This window comes from Krasilnikovia sp. M28-CT-15 (genome assembly GCF_047159595.1).
Lineage (GTDB): Bacteria > Actinomycetota > Actinomycetes > Mycobacteriales > Micromonosporaceae > Actinoplanes.
On record NZ_BAAGAK010000001.1, the window covers coordinates 2,152,488 to 2,177,084 of the forward strand.

A 24,597-nucleotide genomic window follows, 5' to 3' on the forward strand; every position below is an offset into this window, starting at 1 on the left:
GGTGGGCACGGCCCGCTAGATTCAGCCGATGAGCATCGATCGAGCTGCCACCGCCGTCCGCGGCGTCCCACCGGAACGCCGCGGACGATTCGTGTCCGGCCTGGGGCAGGCGTTGGCCGTGTGGCTGGTGATGGTGCCCATCGTGCTGTTCGTACCCAACGTGGCCGTCGCCTGGACGTTGTTCGTGGCGGGTCTGCTGGCGTGCGTGGTGCTCGGGAAACGGCACCGGTGGCAGGGGCGTGCCGACAGCGCGATCGGTGCCTTCACCGGCGCCGTCCTGTGGCCGCTGATCATCGGTGCCGCCGTCATCGCGATCGACATCGTCAGCGAATACGGTTCCCCGTACGAGTAGGACTCAGGCGAAGTCGCGGTGCTTCAGCTTGGCCCGGCGGCCGTCCGGGTGGTGCCAGACGATGCCCTCGTACCGGGGGTGGGCCAGCAGCCAGGAGCGCAGGCCCACCAGGTCGCGCGGCACATCCAGCCGTTCGGCCTCGGCGTGCGGGACGAGTTCGTGGCCCGCCACGCCCTCCGGGTTCCCGTTGATCTTCGGGCCGATCAGCTCGTACGTGCCGGGGCGGCGCGGCTCCGGCGCGGTGGTCAGCGCCTCGGCGTGGTATTTCGCGTACGCCGACTGCCCGATCGGCTCCCAGCCCACGGTCTTGCCGGTGACCTCGTCCGTCATCACGGGCAGGTAGCCGGGCGGCCGGGTCCGGCCGGGCCGTACCTCCCGGCGCGCCCACCAGACGCCGTGCTCGTCGAGCATCACGCAGGTGCCGTCGTACTTGCGGGTCGGGGTGCCCTCGCCGTCGAGGACCCACTGGCAGACCGGGTTGGCCTCGGGAAGGACGCGCTTACGGTCATCCGGGTCGCGGGCGAACACCGTGGGGATCTTCTTCATGCCGGCATGATCGCATCGAGGTGAAACGGATTTCCTGGTCGCGACGGGCCGCATGCGGTCCGTCATCCGGTCATGTGTCGGCCCGGCACGCGGGGTCGCCCGGTGAGATCGGCAACAGAGGTGCCATGGCTGCCGGGCCAGGCGGGTTATCCTGGGAAGGATGCCGCAGATGCGGACATCCCGGACGAGGACGTGTCGTACCCGGCCAGCGAAGACGACCGTGTCGAAGGTGGCGTGGTCAGCATGGCGTGGCTCGTTCTCATTCTGTCGGGATTGCTGGAGTCGGTGTGGGCCGTCGCGCTCAGCCGCACCGGCGGTTTCACCCGCCCCGCTCCCGTACTGATCTTCGTGGGCGCTCTCGCCCTGAGCATGACCGGACTGGGCTACGCGCTGCGCACCATCCCGGTCGGCACCGGATACGCGGTATGGGTCGGCATCGGTGCGGCGGGCACCGCGGCGGCGGGCATGCTCGTCCTCGGTGAGTCGGCGAGCCCGCTGCGCCTGCTGTCCCTGTTCCTGATCGTCGCCGGGGTGGTCGGTCTCAAGCTGTTCCACTGAGGCTGCCTCCGCGGGCCCACGACGGGGACCGCTGAGCCGTCACGGCCGGAATCGGTAGCCCATGCCGGGTTCGGTCAGCAGATGCCGGGGACGGGCGGGGTCGGCCTCCAGCTTGCGGCGCAGCCGCGCCATGTACTGGCGCAGATAGTTCGTCTCCGAGTGGTACTGCGGGCCCCACACGTCCTGCAGCAGCGCCCGCTGGCTGACCAGCTTCCCCGGATTGCGCAGCAGGTGCTCGAGCAGCTGCCATTCGGTGGGGGTGAGCCGGACCTCGACGTCGCCACCGGTGATGCCACGGCCGGCCAGATCCACGGCGTACACGCCGAGCATCACCACTGCGGTGCCGTCGTCCGCGGGCTGGACGCGCCGGGTGACGGCCCGGATGCGGGCCAGCAGCTCGTCGACCCCGAACGGCTTGGTGACGTAGTCGTCGGCGCCGGCGTCCAGGGCGGCCACCTTGTCCGTGCTGTCGGCACGTCCGGACAGCACGATGATCGGTACGCTCGTCCAGCCGCGCAGACCGCGGATGACCTCCGCACCGTCCATGTCGGGCAGACCGAGGTCGAGGATCACCAGGTCCGGCGGGTGGTGGGTGGCGGTGCGCAGGGCGGCGCCACCGTCGGCCGCGGTGTCGACGTCGTACTGACGGGCGCGCAGGTTGATGCGCAGCGCCCGGACGATCTGCGGATCGTCGTCGACCACCAGCACCCGGGTCATGCGTGACCGCCCACGGGCAGGGTGAGGATCATGGTGAGGCCGCCGCCCGGTGTCTGTTCCGGAGTCAGGGTTCCGCCCATCGCCTCGGCGAGGCCGCGCGACAGTGCCAGCCCGAGGCCGACCCCGGTCTCGTTGTCGCGGTCGCCGAGGCGCTGGAACGGCAGGAACACATCCGCCCAGCGGTCCTGCGGGATGCCCGGGCCGTGGTCGATGATGCGCAGCTGGATGGTGTCGCCGCGGGCGCTGACCGTGACGACGGGCGGCCGGTCCCGGGGGCTGTACCGCAGCGCGTTGGTGATCAGATTGGCCAGCACCCGTTCCACCAGTCCCGGGTCGGCGTGCACCGGGGGGAGATCGTCCGGGATGTGCACCGTGACGTCTCGCCCGGACGGTCCCAGGTCGTCCAGGGCACGCGGTACGACCTCCTCCGCCCCGACGTCGATGGCGGTGAAGCCCAGCGCCCCGGCCTGCAGGCGGCTCATGTCGAGCAGGTTCGCCACCAGCCGGTCCAGGCGTGCCAGCGATTCGTCGGCGGTCTCCAGCAGCTCCGCGCGGTCCTGGTCGTCGAAGTGGATCTCCGAGCTGCGCAGGCTGTCCACGGCCGCCTTGGCGGAGGCCAGCGGCGTACGCAGATCGTGGCTGACCGCGGCCAGCAGCGCCGAGCGCATCCGGTCCGCCTCGGCCAGCGGCTTGGCGGCGGCCGCCTCGGCGGCCAGCCGTTCCTGGCGCAGGGCGACCGCGGCCTGCGCGGCGAACGCCGCCACGATGCGCCGCGCCGGGGCCTCCAAGGCCCGCCCGCGCAGCACCATCACCAGCCGCTGCTCGGCCCGCACAGCGATCTCGGCCTGGTCCGGTCCGGGGTGCGGCCGGCCGACGGCGGCCACCACCTCGCCGTCCTCGAGCAGGGTCACCGAGTGCAGCTCGAACGTCTCGCGCAGCCGTTCCAGCAGCGCTATCAGGGGCCGCGTCCCGCGCAGCACGCTGCCCGCCACCATGGCCAGGGTCTGTGCCTCCGCCGACGCCTGCGCGGCCTGCCGGGTACGGCGGGCTGCGGTGTCGACCACCCAGCTCACCGCGAGGGTGATCACGACGAAGGCGGCGAGCGCGATCAGGTTGTCGCGCCCGGCGACGGTCAGCCGCCCGACCGGCGGGGTGAAGAACCAGTTGAGCAGCAGGAACGAGGCGCCGGCGGCCAGCAGTGCGGGCCAGAGCCCGCCGACCATCGCGACCGCGACGACCGCGGCCAGGTACAACAGGATGTCCGTGGTCAGCGACAGCGGCGGGCCCAGGTGCACGAGCACGGTCAGGGCGGGCAGGCCGAGCACGGCGGTGGCGAACCCGGCCAGCCGCCGTTCCCGTGACAACGCGGTCGGCGGCTCCACCAGCAGCTGACGCACCAGCTCGGCCGGGTCGGACCCGGGAAACGTCCGCGGCTCTCCGGTCATCGCGTCACCCCCTTCCCTGCCCCCCGCAAATCCTGCCCCAGCCGTCCGGGGACGGCCCGGGCGCCGGGCGCGCGACACGGGGACCAGCGGTTTCTTGACGCTTTGTTAACGCCGCTGCGCCCGGCGCCGAGGTGGTCGTGGTGCCACGATGGGTCGGGCGATCTACGGGGAGGATTCGATCGATGGCCGTTGCCGAGAAGGCGGCGGGGGCGGGCGCCCCCCGGTTCCGGACCTGGCTGATGTCGGGGCTGACCGACCGTTCCCAACAGCATCAGGGCCCGCACAGCCAGCCGGGCGAGCAACCGCACGCCTGGTGGAAGGTCATGTGCCTGACCGGCGTGGACTACTTCTCCACCCTCGGCTACCAGCCGGGCATCGCGGCGCTCGCCGCCGGGGTGCTGTCCCCGGTCGCCACGCTGGTGCTGGTGCTGGTCACCCTGCTCGGGGCGCTGCCGGTGTACCGCCGGGTGGCCGCGGACAGCCCCCACGGCGAGGGCTCCATCGCGATGCTGGTCAAGCTGCTCTCGTTCTGGAAGGGCAAGCTGTTCGTCCTCGTGCTGCTGGGATTCGCCGCGACGGACTTCATCATCACGATCACCCTGTCCGCTGCGGACGCGACCGCGCACGTCGACGAGAACCCGTTCTGGCCCGACAGCCTGCGCGGCCACGAGGTCATCGTGACGCTGGTGCTGGTGGCCCTGCTCGGCGCGGTCTTCCTCAAGGGCTTCACGGAGGCCATCGGCATCGCGGTAGCGATGGTGGGGGTGTATCTCGCGCTGAATCTGGTCGTCGTGGCCGACGGCCTGTGGCAGGTACTGACCCACCCCACGCTCGTGGCGGACTGGGGAAGCGCCCTGACCACCCAGCACGGCAATCCGGCGCTCATCGTCGGCATCGCCCTGCTCGTCTTCCCGAAGCTGGCGCTGGGCCTGTCCGGGTTCGAGACCGGGGTGGCGGTGATGCCGCACATCAAGGGCGACGCCGGTGACATGCCAGCCCACCCCCGAGGCCGGATCCAGGGCGCGAAGAAGCTGCTCACCGTCGCCGCGGGCATCATGAGCGTCTTCCTCATCACCAGCAGCATCGTGACGACGGTGCTGATCCCGCAGGAGGCATTCCAGAGTGGGGGGCCCGCCAACGGCCGCGCCCTGGCGTACCTGGCGCACGAGAATCTGGGCACCGTCTTCGGCACCGTCTACGACCTCTCGACGATCGCGATCCTGTGGTTCGCGGGCGCCTCCGCGATGGCCGGGCTGCTCAACCTGGTGCCCCGCTACCTGCCCCGGTACGGCATGGCCCCGTCCTGGGCCCGGGCGGTGCGCCCGCTGGTGCTGGTGTTCACGGCGACCGCGTTCCTCATCACCTGGATCTTTGACGCGGACGTGGACGCCCAGGGCGGCGCGTACGCCACCGGCGTGCTGGTGCTGATCACCTCCGCGGCCACCGCGGTGACGCTGTCCGCGCATCGCCGGGGGCAGCGGGGGCTGACCGTCGCGTTCGGGATCATCGCGGTCATCTTCGTGTACACGACGATCGCGAACGTGGTCGAGCGGCCCGACGGCGTCAAGATCGCCGGGTGTTTCATCGCGGGCATCCTCGCGGTCTCGCTGATCTCCCGGATCTACCGGGCCTTCGAGCTGCGGGTCACGCACATCGAAACGGACGAGGTCACGGACCGGTTCCTGCGCGAGTGCGGGCGCCGCCAGATCCGGCTGGTCGCCAACGAGCCGGACAGCCGCGACGCCGCCGAGTACAGCGAGAAGATCGCGCAGATCCTCGCGGACAACGACATGGCCGACGACCGGGACATCGTCTTCGTCGAGGTCACCGTGGTCGACGCCTCCGACTTCGAGACCGAACTGCACGTACGCGGTGAAGTGCTGCACCACCGGTACCGGGTGATCACGCTGGCGAGTTCGTCCGTGCCCAGCGCGCTGGCGGCCCTGCTGCTGCACGTCCGCGACGTCACCAACCGGCGCCCGCACATCTACTTCGAATGGACCGAGGGCAATCCGGCGGTGAACTTCATCCGCTACCTGATCTTCGGCCAGGGCGAGGTCGCCCCGGTCACCCGGGAGATGCTGCGCCAGGCCGAGCCCGATCGCCACCGGCGCCCGCACGTCCACGTCGGCTGATCGCGGGCGGCGTTCCACACGAGAGCCGCAGATATTCCGGGAACCGGGTCGGCCGTCAAGTCACAAACCAGGACTCCTTCGGGTGATTCCGCCGGAGGCCTCTGATTCATCAAAATGTGTGCATACACCGTGGGCGACGGCCTCGAGGAGGAACGGTGCGTGCACGGCAGGTCCACATTCTCGAGGGCAGCACGTTCGTCGTCAGCGACCCGGCCGGCGACATCGATGCCCGCCCCGACGAACCGGCGGGCCTGTTCTACCGGGACATGCGCCACCTGTCCCGCTGGCAGGTCCGGCTCAACGGGCGCGAGCTGGAGGCGCTGTCGGGCGACGCCGTCGAATACGACGAGGCGCTGTTCTTCCTCGTGGCGCCCACCGGCTCGCCGTACCGGAACTCGTCGGTGGTGTTGATCCGCCGCCGCCACGTCGGCGACGGGATGCAGGAACACCTGCAGCTCGACAACCACGGCACGGCGGCGCTGCGGGCGGAGATCAGCGTGCTGTTCGCGGCGGACTTCGCGGACGTCTTCGAGATCAAGGACCACCTGGCGAAGGTGGGCCGCTTCTACCACCGGCTGGAACAGGACCGGGTGGTGCTCGGGTACGAGCGGGCCGACCTGCGCCGGGAGACCACGATCGAGGCACCGGGCGCGTTCTTCACCGAGTCGTCGCTGGCATACCGGGTGGAGCTGCAACCCGGCGAGACGTGGCGTACGGACATCGAGATCTCCGTCGCGACCGAACATCTGCGCCCGGTGCCGAAGCTGTCCCACCAGCCCAACATCCCCGGCACCCTGGACGGCTGGCTGGCCACCGCCCCGCACCTGGAGACGGACTGGCAGGACCTGCACCGCGTCTACCGGCGCAGCCTGGTCGACCTGGCCGCGCTGCGGTTCTTCCCGGAGACCGTCCCGAACTCGTCGCTGCCCGCGGCCGGGCTGCCCTGGTTCATGGCGCTGTTCGGCCGCGACAGCCTGATCGCCAGCTACCAGGCGCTGCCGTTCGCCCCCGAGCTGTGCCGCACCACGCTGCGGGCGCTGGCCGCGCAGCAGGCCGCCGAGTTCGACGACTTCCGCGACGCGGAACCGGGCAAGATCCTGCACGAGCTGCGGCACGGGGAGCTGACCCACTTCGCCGAACGGCCGCACTCGCCGTACTACGGTTCGGCCGACAGTACGCCGCTGTTCCTGGTCGTCCTCGACGAGTACGAGCGCTGGACCGGCGACCGGGCCACCGTGCGGGAGCTGGAACCGGCCGCGCGGGCGGCCATGACCTGGATCGAGCGGCACGGCGACCTCGACGGCGACGGATACCTGGAGTACCGCACCCGCAATCCGCATACCGGCCTGGTGAACCAGTGCTGGAAGGACTCCTGGAATTCGATCGTCCACCCCGACGGCACGCTCGCGGCCGGACCGCCCGCGGTCTGCGAGATCCAGGGGTACGCGTACGACGCGCGCCGCCGCACGGCCCGGCTGGCCCGCGAGGTGTGGCACGACCCGGCGTGGGGCCGTCGCCTCGACGCCGACGCGGACGCGCTGGCGGAACGGTTCCACCGCGACTTCTGGCTCGACGAGATCGGCTGCTACGCCCTGGCGCTCGACGGCGCGAAGGCACCCGTGCCCACGCTCACCTCGAACGTCGGGCACCTGCTGTGGAGCGGCATCGTCCCCGACCACGCCGCCGAACGGGTCGTCGCGCACCTCACCGGAGACCGGCTGTTCTCCGGCTGGGGCGTCCGCACCCTGGCCAGCGGGCAGCTCGCCTACAACCCCGTCGAGTACCACAACGGCACGGTGTGGCCGCACGACACCGCGCTGATCGCGGCGGGCCTGGCCCGGTACGGATACCGCGAACAGGCCAGCCGGCTGGCCGTGGCCACGCTGGAGGCGGCCCGCTACTTCGACGACCGGTTGCCGGAGGTCTTCGTCGGCTACGACCGGCACGTCACCCGGATGCCCGTGGAATACCCGACCGCCTGCTCCCCGCAGGCATGGGCCACCGGCACCCCGCTGCTGCTCGTCCGGGTCCTGCTCGGCCTGGATCCGACACCGGAACGGCTGCTCAGCAAACCGCACCTGGTCGCGCCGATCGGCTCGCTGGCGCTGCGCCGCCTGCCCGGCCGCTGGGGCCGCGACGAGGTGTACGGCACCCCGTGACTAGTGGGTCGCGTTCAGCACCGCGAGGTATCCCTCGTCGGAGCCCTGCGTGTCGCCACCCACGACGTAGACGTCGCGCCCGTCCGGGCTGATCGTCAGGGCATTGGCGAATTTCAGGGCACTGCCGGCGGCGCAGCCCTCGCTGCCCACGTTCGAGATGCAGCCCGACGTTCCGGTGATCTGGGTGAGCACCCCGGTGGTGTTGTTGTGCCGGAACGCGGCCACCGCGTAGCTGCTGGCCGCCGACACGAACGCGAACAGGCCGTCGTCGCTGAACGTGACCCAGGTCGGCCCGTTGATGCCCCGGGCGCTGCTGCCGCACCCGGGCGGGGCGGAGCCGCCGGACAGGTGCAGGCAGGCGTTCGGGCTCGCCAGCTGGGTCAGTACGCCGGTGCTCGTGTTGCGGGTGAACTGGGCGATCGTGTCGCCGCTCTTGCCCGTCACGTAGGCCGTCCTGCCGTTGGGCGCGATCGCCACGTAGTACGCGCCGGAGATGCCCGTGGCGGCCTTGCAGCCGTTGATGCCGGCGACGGCGGTGTCGTACAGGCAGGCGTTCGGGTCGGCCGCCTGGGTGAGGACGCCCGTGGTCGGGTTGCGCTGGAAGACCGCGACGGTGCTGCTCTTGTTCGAGGTCACGTACAGGCTGGTGCCGTCGGGGGACATGCGGACGAAGTCGGGCATGTTCAACCCGACCCCGAGAGCGCAGTTGCTGACGGAGGTGTTGGTGATGCACCCGGCCGTGCCGGCCAGCTGAGTCAGGGCGCCGGTGGTGGCATCGCGGGCGTAGACGGTCAGCGAATCGGAGTTGTACGAGGTCACGTAGACGAATGCGCCGTCCGGGCTCACCACGACACCGTCGGCACCGTCGATGTGGCGGGCCGCCGGGTTGCAGTTGGCCGGAGGGCTCGACTGGGTGCTGTCGTACAGGCACTTGTTCACCCCGGCGATCGGCGTGAGGGCGCCGGTGCTCGCGTTGCGGCTGAACGAGACGATCGTGTCGCTGGCGAAGCCGGTGGCGTACACGTGCTTGCCGTCCGGGCTGATGGCCAGGTCGTAGACGTAGTAGAGCGCGCCCGGGAAGGGGGTGCAGCCGGTGACGGTGCCGTTGCTGGCGCACTTGTCATTGCCGCCCAGCTGGGTGAGGGCGCCGGTCGTCGCATTGCGGGAGAACTCGGCGACGCCGCTGTTCGTGCTGCTGCCGACGCTGCCCACGTACACGTTCTTGCCGTCCGGGCTGATCACGACGGACTCGCCCTGGATGATGCCGGTCGCCGCGGCGCACCCGCCCGAACCGTTGTCGTTCAGGCATGGCGGTGTCGCGGTCTGGGTCAGGCCGAAGGTGGCGCGGGCCGTGAACGAGGACGCCGGGCCGGACGTGGTGGCCGAGAAGGCGGCCAGGCTCGTGGGCAGCAGGCCCAGCCCGGCCAGGCACAGCGCCACCAGCAGGACGAGCCCGGCCCGCAGGCCGCGACGGGTACGGCCGGGTCGCGCCACCGGGCGCCGTCCCCGGCGAGCCCACGATGCGCCGCCAGCCATCCGTCCTCCCTCCGGGTCTACGTCGGCCGGGATGCGCCGGACATGAGAGTTCTCGATCAGTTCACGCGCGGGCCGGACGCTTCCGGCGCGGCCGGGAATTGCGGGGATGCTTGCGCCGCGGCCGGGCTTTGCCGGAACGCTTCGGCCGGGCTGGGAGGGAGGCTCCCGCCTTCACCGCGCGATGCTCGGACGTCCCGGCGCCAGCCGTGCCCTGCTCGGATGTCTCCGCGTCCGCCGTGGCCTGCTCGGATGTCTCCGCGTCCGCCGTGCCCTGCCCGGATTCCTGCGCGGCACCCGCGCCGTCGGCGGACGCGTCCGCGTCGGCCGGACCGTGGCCGGACACTTCCGCCTCGGCCGGACCCTGCTGGGACGCCTCTGCCTCGGCCTGGTCGTGCGGGGTGGCGGGCAGCCGCAGCACGAGCCCGAGCGCGACGAGCACCACCAGGCTCTGCGTCACGAACAGCCCCGGGTGGCCTTCGCGCAGCAGCAGCGTGGCCAGCCCGATCCGGGGCACCAGCAGCCGCCCGATGCCCTGCACCTGGTCCCGGTCCGTAAGGAACGGGTCGTCGCTGCCGTTCGCGTCGCCCCGCGTCATCAGCCGGCCCTGCTCGTCGAACCCGACGATGCGGTGCGTGAGAGTGTGGCCGGGATGCACCTGGTCCGGGACGGTGACCACCTGGCCCATCGCGGGCTGCCAGCCCGGTGCCGGCGGGGAGCTGATCACCACGTCGCCGCGGTGCACCCGCGGGCTCATCGACCCGCTGACGATCACCGCGGACTGCCAGCCCCAGGCCAGCGGCAACAGCGTCCATGCGAGGACCGCCGCCCCGGCCGCCAGCAGGCCGATCGCCACCAGCCGTACCACCGGCAACGACCAGCGCAGCGTCAGCCCGTGCCGCGGCTCGGAGACCAGGCGGTCCCCGGCTGCGGAGGGCAGCTCCGCCACGCTCGCGGCGTCCAGGTGGCCCCGGGTTGCGGAGTCGGGGCCACCCGGAAGCTTCGCCGACGAGGCGGGCAGCTGCGCGGTCGCGGTGGTCATCGTCAGCTCGCCGCCTGCCAGTTGAACGTGGCGCTCGCCGTGGCACCCTGCGCGCTGTCCGGCGTCGAGGCGTTCACGGTGTAGCTGATGTGGTACGTACGGGTCGCCCCGGCGCCGCCCGGCGCGAAGGTGCCGACACCCGACACGAAGGTCTTCTTGGTCGCGCCGAAGTCGGCGAGCGTGCCGGTGTAGGTCGGGCCACCAGCGGCGGCGAACCCGCTGCAGTTGCCGAAGTTGCCGCCCGTGCCCTCCTCGATCACGAGGTCCACGTACGGGGCCAGCGAGCCGGAGACCGCCGTGCTGTACAGCTTGACCGTGCTGGAGAGGCTGCCGTTGTAGGTCAGCTTGATGCACTTCTCACCGGTCGAGCCGGGACGCAGGCCGCTCGCGTTGAACATCGCCGCGCTGTTGTCGTCGTCGACCAGGTCGACCGTACCGGCGCTCCAGTTGTTGGCGGCGTTGTCGGTCGACGCCGTGAAGGCGGCGCTCGACGCCTGCCACATCACGCCCGTGCTGAGCGCGATACCACCGACCACCGTCGCGGCCGCCGCGATCATGCTCATTCCGCCACGCTGCATCAGAAGTTCCTTCCCTCGACCGGAAGCTCTGAGTGCCCACCGGTGCCGTCGACATCTAAGGTCGCCGACCAGGGTCAACTCAGCCTCAATCGGTCTTCAAGGAACCAGCAAGTCTCCGGCGCTGCTCTCCGGGCCCGGGCGGAACCGGTTCAGCCCAGGTCGTGGGCGCAGTCGTAGCCGTAGTCGCCGCCGGTGTCCGTGACATGCATGTCCGCGGGCACCCGCAGTGGCGGCGGCGCGGCCGGGGGCTGCCCGGCGCGGCCGTCGGCGTCGTGCGCCTCGTCGTACTCGTACTCGTCGCAGTCGGGCTGCGGGACGGTCTGGACCTCAGTCATGACGACCTCCGCGGGACTCGTCGTGTCCCCTTCATGCTGCCCACCCGGCACCCCCGGCGCCAGGGATTCGGGACGCCGGGCCTACCCGCGCGGCGGCGGTGCGCCGCGGTGGGCGGCCAGCGTGGCCCACACGGTCTTGCCGGCGGGGTGGCGGGGCAGCGACCCCCAGCCGGTCGACACCCGCTCGATGATCACCAGTCCACGGCCGCGGTCGCGCAACGGATGCCGGCCGGGGTCGGACTCGCGTGGGGCGGGCGGTGCCGGGTTCTCGTCGCGTACCGCGATGGTCAGCGTCGTGTCGCGCAGGTCGACCGAGACGATCACGTCACCGCGGCCGTGCTCGACCGCGTTCGCGGTCAGCTCGCTGACCACCAGCTGGGCGTCGTCCATGACGTCGAGCACGTCCCACTGGTGGCAGGCCCGGACCACCAGCCGCCGGCTGGCGGCCGTCGCCTCCGGGGCGGCTGGATACCGTTCGCACACCCACGGTGGGGTCACCATGCCGCCCGGGTTGCGCAGGGCGTACGCGACCGCCTCGTCGACGCTGCGGAACAGCGACCGCGACTGCATCAGCCACCCGAGCCGCAGCGCCAGCGCCGGGCCGGGACCGGCCCACAGCAGCAGTACGCCCGGCCGGCGGCCCGCACCCGAGTGCAGCTCGGCGAGCACGGCACCGTCGATCTCCCCGGCGATCTCCAGGCGGGCCAGGTCGACGACGACCGCGCGGGGCTGTTCGTTGAACGCGTGATTCAGGGCCTGTGCGACCTCGATCCGGCTGCGGGCGGTCCAGAGGCCCGCCGGGCACAGCACGATCACTCCCCGGGCCATGTCGGCCTGGGATCGCACGGTGATGTCGGCAGGCTGCGTGGTCATCGCGCGACGGGCACCAGGCCGAGAGCGGGCTGCATGGTGGCCCCAGTATGCCCGACACCGGCACGCCGACCACGCTGGGTGGTGCCGCGGCGCACAAATGGGTGGTCCGCTGCCCGGGCCGCTGGCACCATCGCCACATGACGCGCCATGCCGAGCTGATGATGGGCCCCCACCGGGGGCTTTGCGGCGTGCGCTGACTTCACCGCAGACGACCAGGCCCCTGCCGCGCGGGGCCGGTGTGCGGGGCCCGCCCGCGGCCGGGCGGAGGAGTGATCATGACCTGCTACATCACCACTGCCATCCCGTACGTCAACGCGGCCCCGCATCTCGGGCACGCGCTGGAACTGGTGCAGGCGGACGTGCTGGCCCGGCACCGGCGCCTGCGCGGCGTGCCGGTGCGCTTCCTCACCGGCACGGACGACAACGCGCTCAAGAACGTGACCGCCGCCCGTGCCGCCGGGCTCGACGTGCGATCCTTCGTCGACGGCAACGCGGCCCGTTTCGCCGCGCTGCGGGAGCCGCTGGCGCTGTCGTTTGACGACTTCATCCGTACCAGCGCCGATCCGCGGCACGCGCCGGGGGTGACGCGGCTGTGGCGCCGCTGCGCCGCCGCGGGCGACTTCTACCGGCACACGTACGAAGGGTTGTACTGCGCCGGTTGCGAGCAGTTCTACTCCCCGGCGGAGCTGACCGACGGGCGGTGCCCGGAGCACGGGGTGGTGCCCGAGGCGGTCGCCGAGCGCAACTGGTTCTTCCGGCTGTCCCGCTACGGCGACCGGTTGCGCGAGCTGCTGGAGTCCGGCGAGGTCCGGGTCGAGCCGGCCGCCCGGCGCAACGAAGTGCTGGCGTTCGTCCGGGCCGGGCTCGCCGACTTCAGCGTGTCGCGGCCCGCCGCCCGGGCGGGCGGCTGGGGCATCGGGGTGCCCGACGACCCAGACCAGGTCATCTACGTGTGGTGGGAAGCGCTGGCCAACTACGTCACCGCCCTGGGTTACGCCGGCGACGACCCGGCGTACGAGCGGTGGTGGGCCGGGCCGGGGGAGCGGATCCACGTGATCGGCAAGGGCATCGTTCGCTTCCACGCCGTGCACTGGCTGGCCCTGCTGCTCTCCGCCGGTCTGCCGCTGCCCACCACGATCCTGGTGCACGACTACCTGACCACCGACGGCGCGAAGCTGTCCAAGAGCGCCGGGAACGCGGTCGACCCGGTGGCGCTCGCGGACCGGTACGGCACCGACGCGCTGCGCTGGTGGCTGCTGCGCGAGGTGGCCCCGGCCGGTGACACCGACTTCACAGTGGACCGGCTGGTGCGCCGCGCCGACCAGGACCTGGCGCACGGGATCGGCAACCTGGTCAACCGCACCCTCACGCTCGTCCACCGCTACCGCGACGGCCACGTCCGCGCCACCCCCGGCGCTGGGCTGCCGGAGGTGGGGCTGCCCGAGGCGCAGGCACTGCCGGGGCGGATCGACGAGGCGCTGGGTGCCGGGGACTTCCGGGCGGCCACCGGGGCGGTGTGCGCCGTGGTCGACGCGGGCAACCGGCTGCTCGACGCGGAGCGGCCGTGGGAGCTGGCCCGCGACGGTGCGGACGCCCGCCTCGACGCCGTGCTGGCGACGCTGGTCGCGGCGTGCCGGGTCCTCGCCGCCGAGGTGCGCCCGTTCCTGCCCGGGGGTGCCGCCCGGCTGGCCGGCCAGCTCGGCCACGGCGCCCGCGTGGGTACGCCGGAACCGGCGTTCCGCCGGCTGGCCGAGAAGCGTCAGCCGTAGAGACGCTCGGCGTACGCGGGGCCGTAGTAGCGCTCCAGCTCGGCCAGCTCGTCCTCGGGCCGCTCGACCACCTGGGCGATCCGGGGACGGCTCGGCACCTGCTCGGGGCGCCACGTCTCCGGGCGCCACAGCGCCGACCGCAGGAACGCCTTCGAACAGTGGTAGAAGACCTCCTCGATCTCCACCAGCAGGGCGAGCACCGGCCGGTGTCCCTTGACCACCATCCGGTCGAAGAAGTCGGCGTCCCGGATCAGCCGGGCCCGCCCGTTGATCCGCAGGGTGTCGCCCCGCCCGGGGACGAAGAAGTTCAGCCCGACGTGCGGGTTGTCGATGACGTTGTGGAAGCCGTCGGCGCGACGGTTGCCGGGCCGTTCCGGCAGCGCGATCGTGGTGTCGTCCAGGACCAGCGCGAAACCGGCCGGGTCGCCCTTGGGGGAGACGTCGCAGCGCCCCTGGGCATCCGACGTTGCCACCAGGCAGAACGGTGAGTTGGCCAGCCACTGCCGGTCGTACTCGTGCAGCCGGGGCCGTTCCTTGTGCGCCACCCGGGCGATCGGAGCGCCCAGCAGTTCCCGGATCTCGTCGTGCGTGGTGACCTCCTGCATGGCGCCGACTCTAACCGCCGGGCCGGACCCCCGTCCCGTCGAATTTCGTGCGCTGGCCGGATCCCCGCGCCGGGGGCGACGGCGCGGCTGGCCAGCATTCCGGTCAACGCGCTGCCGTATCGCCGCCGTGCATCTTGCACGCCGCCGTGAGCATGGACAACCGGAGATCCATCACTTAACGTCGATGCGTGCTTGACCCCGTGTGCGGGGCGCCGGGAGAGTCGAGACATGACGGACGCACCGCAGAATCTGTGGCGCAACCGGGAATTCACCCTTCTCTGGGTCAGTCAGTCGTTATCGGACCTGGGCTCCGCGACCTCCGCCCTCGCCGTACCGTTGCTGGTCCTGTCCCTGACCCACTCACCGGTCCAGGCCGGGCTGGTCGGCACGATCGGCCTGGTCGCCGCGCTGGCCTGCCGCCTACCCGCCGGGGTACTGGTCGACCGCATCGACCGCCGCCGCGCGATGCTGGTCTGCGACGCCGTCAGCGTGCTGGCCTTCCTCATCCTCGGCATCGCCGTGCTGCGCGGCGCCACACCGCTCGCCCTGGTCGTGATCGTCGCCGTGATCGGCACCACCAGCTCATCGATCTTCCGCACCGCCGAACAGTCCGCACTGCGCAACCTCGTACCCGCCACCCAACTGCCCGCCGCGATCGCCCGCAACGAAGCCCGCACCTACGCCACCTCACTGGCCGGGCCACCACTGGGCGGCCTGCTGTTCGGCATCGGCCGCGCCCTGCCGTTCCTCTGCAACACCCTCGCCCACCTCGCCTCCCTCGGCGGAGTCCTGCTACTACGCAAACCACTCCAGGAAGCCCGCGACCCCACCCGCGGCGGCCACGCCGCCGCCATGGCCGAAGGACTACGGTTCGTCTACGCCAACCCGTTCCTGCGCGCCATCCTGCTCATCGCCGCCCCACTCAACCTCGCCATCGACGCGATCATCTTCACCATCATCGTCACCCTGCAACGCCACGGAGTCGCACCCGCACTGATCGGCTCAGTCCAAACCGTCGTCGCCGTGGGCGGCCTCCTCGGCGCGTTCGCCGCACCGGCCCTGCAACGACGCATGCGGCTACCCGTACTGATCCGCGGCATCTGCTGGTTCGCCGCCGCCCTGATGTCCACCTGCGCCCTACTGACCACCAGCGTCGCCGCCGCCATCCCGGTCGCACTCGCCGTCTTCCTCGGCCCCGCCTGCAACGCCGCGCTCTTCGGCCACCAAGCCGCCATCACCCCAGACCGCCTCCAAGGCCGCGTGATCAGCGTGATCTTCTTCGCCACCAGCTTCGCGTCCGCGGCGGCACCACTGCTGGCGGGGGTGCTGATCGCGGGCTGGGGCAGCGTGGTCGCCGTCATCGTGTTCTCGCTGACGGTCGCGGGGGCCGCGGTCGCCGCCACGGTCAGCCGCGGCATCCGGGCCATGCAGCCCGTACCGGAGCGGACAGTCTGAGGCGATGACGTGAGACTCCGGGTCAGCTCCACACCGGAACTCGGCATGATCCGCCGGTGCTGCGGGTCAGACGCGGCTGAGCCACTCGCGGTAATGAATGGCGAACGGTTCCGTCCCGGCGGTGATCTCGCGGTGCAGCCGGTGGGCGGCGTCGACCGCCCCGGCGACCACCTCCGGCGGATAGCCGTACCGGTCGCGGTGCACCGCGAACTCGTCCTCGTCCAGGAGGTCGACGCGGCCGTCGCGCCACTTCAGGACGTCGAGGTCCAGGTCGACGAACGTCACCGCCGCGGTACCGGTCCACTGCGCGGGCGTGGCGACGTCGACGTAGAGCTCGTGAGGTCGCGGCTCGGGAAAGAACACTGCCGTCCACCACTGGTCGCGGGGGATGAGCCGGACCGTCGGCGTCGTGGCGGGCACGGCATCACCCGAGTTGAGGTAGTGCACCAGCCCGCCCGCCGGCTTGCCGAGCCAGTGGCCGTACTCGTCCTCGCCGAGTAGGCGCTCGACCGTCCGCCGGTGCGGGCGGCCGTCGTACTTGTGGAAGCAGACTTCGACCTCGGTCACAGCTTGCCCAGCCAGGCCTGATAGTCCGTGCCGAAGGGTTCCGTCCCGTCGGTCAGGTCGGCCTGCAGCCTGGTCGCGGCCGCCTGCGCCTGCGCCACCACCTCGGCGGGGTAGCCGAACGCGGCGGCGTTCGTGACGAACTCGTCCGCGTCGTCCAGTTCGACCGTGCCGTCGCGGTACCGGACGAGATCCAGGTCCAGGTCGATGAGGGTCACCTCGGACGGGCCGTTCCAGCGCGCCGGGGCGGTGATGTCGCAGTACACGTCGCGGCGGCTGGGCGCCGCGAAGAACACCGCACACCACCACCGGTCGTGCGGGACGAGCCGGACGGCGTGCTGCTGGGTCGGGGCCGGTGCCTTGTCGCCGTAGCTGTAGTGCACGATCGTGCCGGCCCGGGTGCCCAGCCAGGTGCCGTGCCGGTCCTCGCCCAGGTGGATCGTGGTGACCCGCCGGTGCGGGCGGCCGTCGTATTTGCGCAGCACCACATCCACCCCGTCCATGCGGGCAGCCTAGCGGCCGGAGTCGATGCGAGCCGGGGGCCGGCGAGGCTCGCACCCGGGATGCACCCCGGCCGGGCCTCAGATGGTCACCCGCGTTCCCGATTCGTCTGGTGCCAGCGGTGCGAGCCGCAGGCGGGCGGGCCCGGTCGTACCCCCTCGGCGTCCGGGTCCGCCCAAGGTCAAGAGGGGGCCACACGTGAGCGCTCAGGTTGCCGCGGAGTTGCACATCGGGATAGACGCCGAGAAGGTCGTCGTGTCGCCGCAGCGGCTGCGCATGCGCACCGGCCGGGCCCACCGTACCCAGCACGGATCGGTGAGCGAGGTCGTGCCGGCGGCGCCGAGCGGCCGCAGCCGGGAGAGCCGCGTCGCGGTCCTCTGGCAGCTCGGGCTCGCTCTGCTGGTCGTCTGTGTCGTCCTCAACGCGGTCGGGATCGCCTGGCAGTTGCCCGCCCTCGGCGCGCTCGCGCTGCTGGTGTCGGTCGGCTGGGTACAGGCCCGGGCCGCCCGTCCCGGCGTGCTCGCGACGCCCCGGGGAGAGCACGCCCACGTGCTGCAGGCGCGGGAGGAGCGGATCGCGTTCGAGCGGGCCGTCGCCGTGTCGCACCGGATCCGGCGGACCTGGCCCGAACTGCGCGAACTGATCGACCCGGTGGAGGCCGACCGCACGCTCGCTCGGGGCCTCGAACAGCTGGCCGCCCTGCTGGCGCGCCGCCAGCAGATCCGGGCCCTGCGCGACGAACTCATCGAGGCCGCGCGTACGGAGTTGCCGCACGGCAGCCCGGCCGCGGAGGCGCTGGCCGCGCAGCGGGCCCGGGTGGAGCAGCTGTGGCAGGAGACCGGGCTGACCGCCAACCGGATGCTGCGCAGCATCGCCGCCGCCGCGCACACGGGGGAGACCCTGCTGGACGAGCAGCGGGTCGGGCGGACCGCCCGCGACGCCGAGGCGGCGATCAGCCGGTTGGCCGCGGTGGGCGGCGCGACCGGGCCGTCCGAGGCCGGGCCGGAGCTGGCCGAGCGTACGGCGGCGGTCGTCGAGGCGTACCGCGAGCTGGCCACCTGGGTCTGATCCCGGGCCGCATCAAGAACACCCGACAGCGCCACGCGCCACTGTCCAATTCGGTGAAGTTGTTTCATTCCATCGAGTGACTCGACCCTGCTCGGGGATGTCGCTACGTTGAGTTCGTCATGTGTGCCCCCGCTCATGCCCGCGCACCGTCCGCCGTCCACCCAGGCGACCGGGTGGGCAGCGGGCCGCGCAGGAGTGCGCGGGAGTGGTCATCCCGCCCGGCGCGACGTGGACAACTGCCGCGGCACGGTCAGGATCTGCCCGGATCCGTGCGCCGGACGCGCCGGGTCGGCCCGGCGCCTGAGTGCCGTCAGCGCGTCGCACAGCATGGTCTGCACGGCGCCCGCGGCGGGCAGTCGCCAGTGGACCTCGTCGGGGGTGACCGCCCAGTGGACGGCGCCCTCCGGTGTCCGGCTCGGCGCCGCGGGCACCCACGACCCCCGGCCGTGGCGCACGATGTCGAGGCAGGCGTCCAGTTCCGGGCGCAGCGGGGTGCCCGGCCGGACGAAGAACATCCAGCGGCCCGCCGGGGTGACCGCGACCGGGCCGCGACCGTCGGCGTGGTCGAGGCCGAGCACGCCCGCGTGCAGCCGTGCCGCGCCGAGCGCGCGCAGCCCGAGAGCCGCGGGCACATCGACGACGTCGAAGCTCACGCCGGTCGCCAGCAGCACGGTGTACGGCCGGTGTCGCCACCAGTCGCTCACCCGCGCCCGGTCCGTGCTGGCGTCGTCCTCCCAGGACTCCAGCGCGGGATGGCATCCCATGATCGGGCAGCCCGCCCGGCCGCAGGAGTAGCGGTCGCCGGTCAGGCAGGCGCCGGGCGTCACCGCCCAGCCGTGTGCGGCGTAGCGCCGGGCGGCGCGCCGCAGCCGCAGACGTTCCACGCCGAGTCGCTCGGCGAGGCGTACCGGGACGACTGGGTGCCGCGTTTTCCACTGCATGGTTCGAAAACCCCGATTCTCCGACTCGCCGCCGCTATAGCAGGCGGAGGGCCCGTCACCAAGCGCGACACGCATCGTTGGTTCGAGCAGATTCACCCATTGCAAGTTGCATGAGAAACTACGAGCAGCGGTGGGCAGGCGATCACACACCCTGTGCGACCAGCACGGGGGCACGGGATTAAGACTGCAGACGACACACCGGTTGCTCACCGGCAGGGGTCGCCGGATGAGTTGGGGAGGCACCGTGGACGAGCTGCCGATCGGCCGCCGCGTCGCCTATTGGCGCGGCCGACGCAAGATGTCCCAGCAGGTCTTCGCGGACCGGTTGGGCAAGTCCAAGAGCTGGGTCGACAAGGTGGAGCGGGGGGTCCGCCGACTCGACAAGTTCTCGGTCGTATATGAGATCGCCGACGTGCTCCAAGTGGACGTTCAGCTGTTGCTGGGCAAGGACGTGGAGCGGCGTCCCGAGACACAGAACTGCATCGACCAGGTCGAGGTCGAACAGATCCGCGCGGCGCTGGAGCGCTACGACCAGATGAGCGCGTTCTTCCAGGCGGTGCCGCATTCGCCGCCGTTGTCGGAGATGCGCAAGGCGGTCAGCCACGCCTGGCTGACCTACCAGCACGCCAAGTACGGGGTGCTGGCCCGCAAGCTGCCGCAGCTGCTGCGCGACGCGCAGGCCGCGGACAGCGCGTACGCGACCGGGCCGGACGCCCGCGACGCCGCGCACCTGCTCGGGCAGGTGTACCAGATCGCGTCGTCCGCGCTGCGCAAGGTCGGCGAGCACGAACTGTCCTGGCTGGCCGCGGACCGCTCCATCGCGGTCTCGCAGCGCGCCGGTGACCAGTTGCTGGCGGGCATGGCCAGCCACCGGGTCGGGATGGCGTTGCTGTCGCTGGGCCGGGTGCGTTCCGCGCTGGAGGTGAACGTCAACATCGCCAACCGGCTGGCGCCCACGCCGGAGACGTCGACCCCGGAACGCCTGTCGGTGTACGGGTTGCTGCTGCTCACCGGCGCGATGGCCGCCGCCCGGATCGGTGACCACGCCACCGTCCGTGACCTGGTCAGCGGCGCGGAGGCGGCGGCGAACAAGCTCGGCGGCGACTACAACCACTACTGGACGTGCTTCGGCCCGACCAATGTGGAGTTGCACCGGGCCGCGGCCGCGGTGGAGCTGGGCGAGGGCGGCAAGGCCGTCGAGACGCACGAGCGGCTCGACATGGAGTCGTTCGCCGCGATGCTGCCGGAGCGGCGGGCGCATCACTACCTCGACATCGCCCGCGGCTACACGCAGATCGGCGACGTCGAGAAGGCCAGTGAGATGTTGCTGGAGGGGGACCGCCTGGCGCCGTCCGAGATCCGGTGCCGTCCGCTGGCGCACGAGGTTCTTTCGGACGTGCTCCGGCGCACCCGGGGCACCCCGCCGGCATCCATCGCGGAGCTGGCCGAACAGATGGGAGTCGGCGTATGAGGTGGGTCTCTCGGTGATCGGGGAATCCTCGTCCGGGGTGCTGTACGTGCTGGTGTGCGGCTCACCCATCGCCCGCGACGTGGGCGTCCTCGTCGACCTCGCCCAGCGTGACGGCTGGGAGGTGTGTGTGATCACCACGCCCGACGGGCGCAAGTTCGTCGACGTGGGAGCACTGCAGGCGCAGACCGGACATCCGGTACGTACCTACTACAAGAACCCCGGAGACCACGACGTGCTCCCGCCCGCGGACGCCATGATCGTCGCACCGGCGACCGTCAACACGGTCAACAAGTGGGCGGCCGGCATCACGGACACCCTGGTGCTGGGCCTGCTCGTGGAGGGCTACGGCTTCGGCGTGCCCACCGTCGTGGTGCCGTACACGAACAAGGTCATGGCCCTGCACCCGGCGCTGCACGAGAGCCTCGCCAAGCTGCGTGACTGGGGTGTCCGCGTGCTGTACGGCGACGACGTGATGCGCCTGGGCGGCCCGGGCCAGACCGACCGGTTCCGCGGCCAGTTCCCGTGGCGGCGCGCGTTGCAGGCGGTCAGCAACCCGTTCGCCAGCGACAGCCGAGTCGAACCGGGGGCGCTGTCGTAGCCAGATAGAGTTAGCGCCCGTGACGACCGACCCTGTACCCACCGTCCGGGAGGTGGTGGCCGCCCTCGACGGGCGGTACCCGCGTGCCTGGGCCGAGCAGTGGGACCGGGTCGGGCTCGTGCTGGGCGAGTTCGACGCCCCGGTGCGCCGGGTGCTGTGCGTGGTCGACTGCGTACCCGAGACGGTCGAGCAGGCCGTCGACGCGGGGGCCGACCTGATCGTGGCGCACCACCCGTTGCTGCTGCGGGGTGTGTCCTCGGTCGCCCCGGACACGTACAAGGGCCGCATCGTGCACCGGCTGATCAAGGCCGATGTGGCCCTGTACGTGGCGCACACCAACGCCGATGTGGCGAATCCGGGCGTCTCGGACGCCCTGGCCGCCCGGCTCGACCTGACCACGCTGCGCCCGCTGGTGCCTGCCGAGGGTGCCGCCGCGGGTGCGGGCCGGGGCATCGGCCGGGTGGGCGAGCTGGCCGAGCCGGTCACCCTCGGGCGCTTCGCGGACCTCGCGGCGCGCCGCCTGCCGCCGACCGCCGCCGGGGTCCGCGCCGCCGGAGACCCGGAGCGCCTGATCCGTACGGTCGCGGTGTGTGGCGGGGCGGGCGACGGGTTCCTGGGCGCCGCCACCGCCGCGGGCGTCGACGCGTACCTCTGCGCCGACCTGCGCCACCATCCCGCCAGCGAGCACCTCGCCGAGGGCGGGCCCGCACTGCTCGACGTCGCCCACTGGGCGAGCGAACGGCCGTGGCTCGACGAGCTGGCCGCCTGGCTGCGCACCGACCTCGGCGTCGACACCCTCGTGTCCGACCTCGACACCGACCCCTGGACCGTCCACGCGGTCAGCCGAACGTTGAAGGAGTCCCGTACGTGAAGGCCGCCCCGGAAGCCCAGCGCCGTCTGCTCGACCTGCAAGCCATCGACACGTCCCTGGCCCAACTCGCCCACCGCAAGCGGACGCTGCCGGAGCTGGCCGAGATCGACACGGTCGCCCGGGAGTTGTCCGCGCTGGAGGACGAGCGGGTCCGCGCCCAGGTCGCGGTCGATGACCTGGACCGCGACATCTCCCGGTACGAGAAGGACATCGAGCAGGTCCGGGTGCGCAAGGACCGGGACCAGCAGCGGCTCGACGCGGGCGCGGCGATGCGCGAGATCGAGGGCCTGCAGCACGAGCTGGCCACGCTCAACCGGCGCCAGTCCGAGCTGGAGGACGCCGAGCTGGAGCTGATGGAGCAGCGCGAGGCCGCCGAGCAGACCCTGAACGGGGTGCTGCAGCGGCTGGCCGAGGCCGGGCAGCGCCGGGGCGCCGCCGAACGGCGCCGTGACGAGGCGTACGCGGATATCGCCAAGGAGCAGGAGTTCAAGTCGTCGGCCCGCGGTCCGCTGGCGGCCGACCTGCCCCCGGACCTGCTGTCGCTGTACGACAAGATCCGCGAGGACTCCGGCCTGGGCGCCGCGCTCTTCCGGTCCGGCCGGTGCGGCGGCTGCCGCATCGAGCTGTACGGCGCCGACCTGGCCCGGGTGAAGGCCGCCCCCGCCGACGAGGTGGTGCGGTGCGAGGAATGCCGACGCATCATGGTCCGCACCGCGGAGTCCGGCCTGTGACGGTGACGCGGGAGCTGCGGGTCGTCGTCGAGGCGGACGGCGGCGCGCGGGGCAATCCCGGCCCGGCCGGGTTCGGCGCCGTGGTACGCGAGACCGCCACCGACGAGATCCTGCTGGAGCGCTCCGGTGCGCTGGGCATCGCCACGAACAACGTGGCCGAATACTCCGGTCTGATCGCCGGGCTGCGCGCCGCCGCTGAGCTGGGCGCCACGCACGTCGCCGTACGGATGGACTCGAAGCTGGTCGTCGAGCAGATGTCCGGGCGGTGGCAGATCAAGAACCCGGGTCTGCGCCCGCTGGCCGCCGAGGCGGCCGGGCTGGTGAGCCGGTTCGCCGAGGTCAGCTTCGAGTGGATTCCGCGCGAGCGCAACCGCGCCGCGGACGCGCTGGCCAACCGGGCCATGGACGAGGCGGCGGGCAAGCCGGTCCCCGACGTCGGGTCGGTCCGCGAGGTCGGGTCGGTGTCCGATCGCGAGGGGGAGGGCACCGTCGCGACCGCGTCGTGGGCGCCGCCGTCGCTGGAGGACGCGACCCGGCTGATCCTGGTGCGCCACGGCGAGACCCCGCTGACCGCCCAGGGCAAGTACTCGGGCCGGGGCGACGTGCCGTTGACCGACGAGGGCGAGGCCCAGGCCATGGCCGCGGGCGCCCGGGTGGCGGGCATCGCCCGGGACGTGACCGCGGTCGTCTGTTCGCCGCTGGCCCGGTGTGTGCGCACCGCGGAGCTGATCGCCGCCGAGCTGGGCGGGGTCACCGTGAACGCGCTGCCGGAGCTGATCGAGTGTGACTTCGGGCAGTGGGAGGGGCTGACCTTCGCCGAGGTGCAGCAGCGCTGGCCGGGTGAGCTGGCGGCCTGGCTGAAGTCGACGAGCGTCGCCCCGCCGGGCGGGGAGTCGTTCCAGGCGGTGGCCAAGCGGGTACGCGGGGCGGTGGCGACGCTGCTGCAGACGTACCCGTCGGCGACGGTCGTGGTGGTCTCGCACGTCTCGCCGATCAAGCTGATCCTGCGTGACGCGCTGGCCGCGGGCGACGCGTTCCTGCACCGCCTGTTCCTGGACCCGGCCGGGGTCTCCGTCGTGGACACCTGGCCCGACGGCGGCATCGCGGTACGGTCGGTCAACGAGACCGCTCACCTGCGCTGACGTGTATTGACTGGCGGGCCGGCAACTCCTGGCTCTTCGACGGCACCACCTTCTGGACGTACGACGACCCTGCTCAGGTCCTGCAGAAGACCGCGTACATCCGGGGCGCAGGGCTCGGCGGCGCGATGATGTGGTCGCTCGACGGCGACGACGCCCACGCGTCGCTGACCAGGACCGTAGCGGCCGGGCTCGGGTGGCCGGGGCGGTCCTGACCGGACGATCCACGGCCGGCGTGGGGTGCCGCTCGGCGCACCACGCCGGCCGTTTGGCGCACGGTGATCGGGCTGCGCACCGCCGATCGTTAACCTCCTGAGTGGAGACCGTGACGTGCGGTCACCCCGCACTCCGATGAGGAGGTACGGCTCATGGCCGAGCCCGCTGAGCCCGCACCCGCCGCCGAGGCGGGGCCCGCCCGGCGCACCGATCACAGCCCGTGGAACTGGCTGCTGCTCATCCCGATCGTGCTGCCCCTGATCACCGCGCTGTACAACCGGGACGCGCCCCGCCTGTGGGGCTTCCCGGCGTTCTACTGGATACAGCTCTCCTTCATCCTCGTCGGCGTCGCGACCACCACGGTCGTGTACCAGATGACGAAGCGGAAGTGACGG

Annotated in this window: 25 protein-coding genes and 1 pseudogene; 14 read left to right on the top strand and 12 right to left on the bottom strand. The window is 72.0% G+C overall.

The window, feature by feature from the left end; all coding sequences use genetic code 11:
• Window positions 1–28: 28 nt before the first annotated feature.
• The gene (locus ACMCNO_RS10255) at window positions 29–352 is read left to right on the top strand and encodes a hypothetical protein (protein WP_412749170.1); all 324 of its coding nucleotides are present in this window, start codon (window positions 29–31) and stop codon (window positions 350–352) included.
• A gap of 3 nt (window positions 353–355) precedes the next feature.
• Here the strand turns inward: ACMCNO_RS10255 and ACMCNO_RS10260 are convergent, their stop codons facing one another.
• Window positions 356–898, bottom strand: a complete 543-nt coding sequence (locus ACMCNO_RS10260) for a DUF5565 family protein (protein ID WP_412749171.1) — start codon at window positions 896–898, stop codon at window positions 356–358.
• A gap of 243 nt (window positions 899–1,141) precedes the next feature.
• Here ACMCNO_RS10260 and ACMCNO_RS10265 point away from each other — a divergent pair, with 243 nt between their 5' ends.
• Window positions 1,142–1,456 (top strand): SMR family transporter, encoded by a 315-nt coding sequence (locus ACMCNO_RS10265; RefSeq protein ID WP_412749172.1) that lies wholly within the window; start codon window positions 1,142–1,144, stop codon window positions 1,454–1,456.
• Window positions 1,457–1,495: 39 nt separating this feature from the next.
• Here the strand turns inward: ACMCNO_RS10265 and ACMCNO_RS10270 are convergent, their stop codons facing one another.
• Window positions 1,496–2,173: a response regulator gene (locus tag ACMCNO_RS10270; protein ID WP_412749173.1), complete on the bottom strand. Its 678-nt coding sequence runs from the start codon at window positions 2,171–2,173 to the stop codon at window positions 1,496–1,498.
• A pseudogene (locus ACMCNO_RS10275) lies at window positions 2,170–3,546 on the bottom strand (DUF4118 domain-containing protein); the annotation flags it as partial. The pseudogene ACMCNO_RS10275 and the gene ACMCNO_RS10270, both read right to left, overlap by 4 nt.
• Window positions 3,547–3,800: 254 nt before the next feature.
• Between ACMCNO_RS10275 and ACMCNO_RS10280 the strand changes: the two are divergent.
• Window positions 3,801–5,753, top strand: a complete 1,953-nt coding sequence (locus tag ACMCNO_RS10280) for an amino acid transporter (protein ID WP_412749174.1) — start codon at window positions 3,801–3,803, stop codon at window positions 5,751–5,753.
• 155 nt (window positions 5,754–5,908) lie between these two features.
• Entirely contained in the window at window positions 5,909–7,912 is a 2,004-nt protein-coding gene (locus ACMCNO_RS10285) for a glycogen debranching N-terminal domain-containing protein (RefSeq protein WP_412749175.1), read from the top strand.
• Here the strand turns inward: ACMCNO_RS10285 and ACMCNO_RS10290 are convergent, their stop codons facing one another.
• The 5 genes from ACMCNO_RS10290 to ACMCNO_RS10310 form a co-directional block, all read right to left on the bottom strand.
• Entirely contained in the window at window positions 7,913–9,448 is a 1,536-nt protein-coding gene (locus tag ACMCNO_RS10290) for a lactonase family protein (RefSeq protein ID WP_412749176.1), read from the bottom strand.
• Window positions 9,449–9,509: 61 nt separating this feature from the next.
• Entirely contained in the window at window positions 9,510–10,487 is a 978-nt protein-coding gene (locus ACMCNO_RS10295) for a S26 family signal peptidase (protein ID WP_412749177.1), read from the bottom strand.
• A gap of 2 nt (window positions 10,488–10,489) precedes the next feature.
• Window positions 10,490–11,050, bottom strand: coding sequence for a hypothetical protein (locus ACMCNO_RS10300; protein ID WP_412749178.1), 561 nt, complete (start codon window positions 11,048–11,050; stop codon window positions 10,490–10,492).
• Between the two features lie 164 nt (window positions 11,051–11,214).
• Window positions 11,215–11,400 (bottom strand): hypothetical protein, encoded by a 186-nt coding sequence (locus ACMCNO_RS10305; protein ID WP_412749179.1) that lies wholly within the window; start codon window positions 11,398–11,400, stop codon window positions 11,215–11,217.
• 81 nt (window positions 11,401–11,481) lie between these two features.
• On the bottom strand, window positions 11,482–12,273 hold the full coding sequence (locus ACMCNO_RS10310; RefSeq protein WP_412749180.1) for an ATP-binding protein: 792 nt from the start codon (window positions 12,271–12,273) through the stop codon (window positions 11,482–11,484).
• Window positions 12,274–12,548: 275 nt separating this feature from the next.
• Here ACMCNO_RS10310 and ACMCNO_RS10315 point away from each other — a divergent pair, with 275 nt between their 5' ends.
• On the top strand, window positions 12,549–14,042 hold the full coding sequence (locus ACMCNO_RS10315; protein WP_412749181.1) for a methionine--tRNA ligase: 1,494 nt from the start codon (window positions 12,549–12,551) through the stop codon (window positions 14,040–14,042).
• Here the strand turns inward: ACMCNO_RS10315 and ACMCNO_RS10320 are convergent.
• The gene (locus ACMCNO_RS10320; protein WP_412749182.1) at window positions 14,033–14,647 is read right to left on the bottom strand and encodes a pyridoxamine 5'-phosphate oxidase family protein; all 615 of its coding nucleotides are present in this window, start codon (window positions 14,645–14,647) and stop codon (window positions 14,033–14,035) included. The genes ACMCNO_RS10315 and ACMCNO_RS10320 overlap by 10 nt on opposite strands.
• A gap of 228 nt (window positions 14,648–14,875) precedes the next feature.
• Between ACMCNO_RS10320 and ACMCNO_RS10325 the strand changes: the two genes are divergently transcribed.
• Window positions 14,876–16,102 carry an MFS transporter gene (locus ACMCNO_RS10325; protein WP_412749183.1) on the top strand — a complete coding sequence of 409 codons (1,227 nt, stop codon included), beginning with the start codon at window positions 14,876–14,878 and terminating at the stop codon, window positions 16,100–16,102.
• A 66-nt stretch (window positions 16,103–16,168) separates the two neighbouring features.
• On the opposite strand, the gene ACMCNO_RS10330 is transcribed toward ACMCNO_RS10325, so the two are convergent.
• Entirely contained in the window at window positions 16,169–16,669 is a 501-nt protein-coding gene (locus ACMCNO_RS10330; protein ID WP_412749184.1) for a DUF402 domain-containing protein, read from the bottom strand.
• Window positions 16,666–17,169 carry a DUF402 domain-containing protein gene (locus ACMCNO_RS10335; protein ID WP_412749185.1) on the bottom strand — a complete coding sequence of 168 codons (504 nt, stop codon included), beginning with the start codon at window positions 17,167–17,169 and terminating at the stop codon, window positions 16,666–16,668. Before ACMCNO_RS10335 ends, ACMCNO_RS10330 begins: the two co-directional genes overlap by 4 nt.
• Before the next feature lie 196 nt (window positions 17,170–17,365).
• On the opposite strand from ACMCNO_RS10335, the gene ACMCNO_RS10340 reads away from it, so the two are divergent.
• Window positions 17,366–18,235 (top strand): hypothetical protein, encoded by an 870-nt coding sequence (locus ACMCNO_RS10340; protein ID WP_412749186.1) that lies wholly within the window; start codon window positions 17,366–17,368, stop codon window positions 18,233–18,235.
• Window positions 18,236–18,444: 209 nt separating this feature from the next.
• Here the strand turns inward: ACMCNO_RS10340 and ACMCNO_RS10345 are convergent, their stop codons facing one another.
• Window positions 18,445–19,176, bottom strand: a complete 732-nt coding sequence (locus tag ACMCNO_RS10345; RefSeq protein WP_412749187.1) for a bifunctional DNA primase/polymerase — start codon at window positions 19,174–19,176, stop codon at window positions 18,445–18,447.
• Between the two features lie 244 nt (window positions 19,177–19,420).
• Between ACMCNO_RS10345 and ACMCNO_RS10350 the strand changes: the two genes are divergently transcribed.
• From ACMCNO_RS10350 to ACMCNO_RS10380, 7 genes are all read left to right on the top strand, one after another.
• The gene (locus tag ACMCNO_RS10350) at window positions 19,421–20,647 is read left to right on the top strand and encodes a helix-turn-helix domain-containing protein (RefSeq protein ID WP_412749188.1); all 1,227 of its coding nucleotides are present in this window, start codon (window positions 19,421–19,423) and stop codon (window positions 20,645–20,647) included.
• A gap of 13 nt (window positions 20,648–20,660) precedes the next feature.
• A complete protein-coding gene (locus ACMCNO_RS10355) occupies window positions 20,661–21,245 on the top strand; it encodes a flavoprotein (RefSeq protein ID WP_412749189.1) in 585 nt (194 codons plus the stop codon).
• 19 nt (window positions 21,246–21,264) lie between these two features.
• Window positions 21,265–22,116: a Nif3-like dinuclear metal center hexameric protein gene (locus ACMCNO_RS10360; RefSeq protein ID WP_412749190.1), complete on the top strand. Its 852-nt coding sequence runs from the start codon at window positions 21,265–21,267 to the stop codon at window positions 22,114–22,116.
• The gene (locus ACMCNO_RS10365; protein ID WP_412749191.1) at window positions 22,113–22,847 is read left to right on the top strand and encodes a zinc ribbon domain-containing protein; all 735 of its coding nucleotides are present in this window, start codon (window positions 22,113–22,115) and stop codon (window positions 22,845–22,847) included. Before ACMCNO_RS10360 ends, ACMCNO_RS10365 begins: the two co-directional genes overlap by 4 nt.
• A 2-nt stretch (window positions 22,848–22,849) precedes the next feature.
• Window positions 22,850–23,989, top strand: coding sequence for a bifunctional RNase H/acid phosphatase (locus tag ACMCNO_RS10370; protein ID WP_412753663.1), 1,140 nt, complete (start codon window positions 22,850–22,852; stop codon window positions 23,987–23,989).
• 5 nt (window positions 23,990–23,994) lie between these two features.
• Window positions 23,995–24,201 (top strand): glycosyl hydrolase family 18 protein, encoded by a 207-nt coding sequence (locus ACMCNO_RS10375; RefSeq protein WP_412753664.1) that lies wholly within the window; start codon window positions 23,995–23,997, stop codon window positions 24,199–24,201.
• A gap of 153 nt (window positions 24,202–24,354) precedes the next feature.
• Window positions 24,355–24,594, top strand: coding sequence for a DUF3311 domain-containing protein (locus ACMCNO_RS10380; RefSeq protein WP_412749192.1), 240 nt, complete (start codon window positions 24,355–24,357; stop codon window positions 24,592–24,594).
• The last annotated feature ends 3 nt before the right edge of the window (window positions 24,595–24,597 follow it).